Annotated in this window: 2 protein-coding genes; one reads left to right on the top strand and one right to left on the bottom strand. The window is 35.5% G+C overall.

The genetic code is table 11. The features are described from left to right. Positions 1–303 precede the first annotated feature (303 nt). On the top strand, positions 304–435 hold the full coding sequence (locus V7659_RS31610; protein WP_335543927.1) for a hypothetical protein: 132 nt from the start codon (positions 304–306) through the stop codon (positions 433–435). A 341-nt stretch (positions 436–776) separates the two neighbouring features. On the opposite strand, the gene V7659_RS31605 is transcribed toward V7659_RS31610, so the two are convergent. Beyond that, positions 777–1,497 (bottom strand): solute carrier family 23 protein (locus V7659_RS31605; RefSeq protein WP_335543926.1); only part of this gene is annotated, 721 nt, incomplete at its 5' end.

The raw sequence follows: 1,497 nt of genomic DNA, 5'->3' as shown, positions 1-1,497 counted from the left end.
CCATATACATTATACCTCCTAAGAAAATATTTACAGATTAATTTTATTCGATGTAAAGGGATGGAAGAATACATTGGCGTGATTCTTAACAGGGAATTAACAACAACTCAACAATAACATGAACTTTCCCATAATAACGAAGGAGAAACTATTTACCCTTTACATAATTTATTAATTTAACAGTCTCAAATTGTAGTAACTTTTTTCATAATTTTTCACCAATTCACGAACGATTTAACATAATTAGCTTAAAATGTAGGTCTTATGCAATTAACCAACTCTAAAGGAGGAGAATGATCTTTAATGACATATAATGAATTAGCATTACAAATGGTAAATTTAGCGATTATTGCAAAGTATGAGGAATTAAATAAACAGAAACGTTTTATCAAAAAAACGATAAAATCTTTTCCAAAAAGTGCCGTTAATCCTTGATACATATGAGTTTTGGAAATCGACAAATGGAAGGGGAATTGTTGAGTAAAGACTAGTACTTGTTACCACATGAAGGTCTATAAGATTAATAGTGTTAAATTCCCTTCTTACTCTGGGTTTAAGGAGACTAATACTAATGTACAAGTAACGGGTTAATGTTTCCATACTATAGTATCGGATCAATTGATTCGGTGCTTTTTTAGTTTAAATAAAAAAACCAGACATCACGAGGACATCTGATCTTTTTTCAACAATAAGTACACTTCAAATGCAAGCAAGCCTCAAAATAGGCAACGTACCAACATATTTTTGGTCTCAATATGCTGGATATATGAAGTTATTTAAGCTGCTTTTTGTTCCTTCATTTGCTTCACTTGTTTTGTTGACTTTGTTACATTTAAAACAATGTTCAAAAATATAGCAGTTAGGCTTCCTGTTACAATCCCGCTGCTGGTAAGGATTTTTACTCCTTCTGGCAGGTGGGCAAACATATCCGGTACGGCTGTTACACCCATACCCATACCAACAGAACATGCAATAATTAGTAGATTTTCTTGTGATGAAAAATCTACGTTTCCGAGCATTTTAATTCCATAGGCAATGACCATTCCAAACATCGCCACCATGGCACCACCAAGTACGGGTGTTGGAATAACGGTCGTGAATGCAGCGATTTTCGGAATAAACCCAAGAAATACTAACATTCCGCCCATTGCATAAATGACGTTATTACTTTTTACTCCTGAGAGTTGGACCAAGCCTACATTTTGAGAGTAGGTAGTATAAGGAAATGCATTAAACACGGCACCTATGATAGAGGCGAGACCTTCCGCACGATAACCTCTTGATAAATCCTTTTCCGTTAATTTTTTCCCAGTGATATCACTTAGGGCGAAATAAACACCAGTGGATTCCACCATGCTCACAATGGCAACGAGGGTCATCGTAATGATCGGTGTCCATTCAAACGTAGGGGTCCCAAAATAAAATGGTTTTACCATGTGGAACCATGATGCATCAGCTACCGCAGAGAAATTTACTTTTCCCATAATAGTAGCAGCT

Source organism: Neobacillus drentensis (assembly GCF_036966985.1).
Taxonomy (GTDB): domain Bacteria; phylum Bacillota; class Bacilli; order Bacillales; family Cytobacillaceae; genus Neobacillus; species Neobacillus drentensis_E.
Note: the sequence above shows the minus strand (reverse complement) of the source record. Positions and strands in the feature narration are given on the sequence as shown.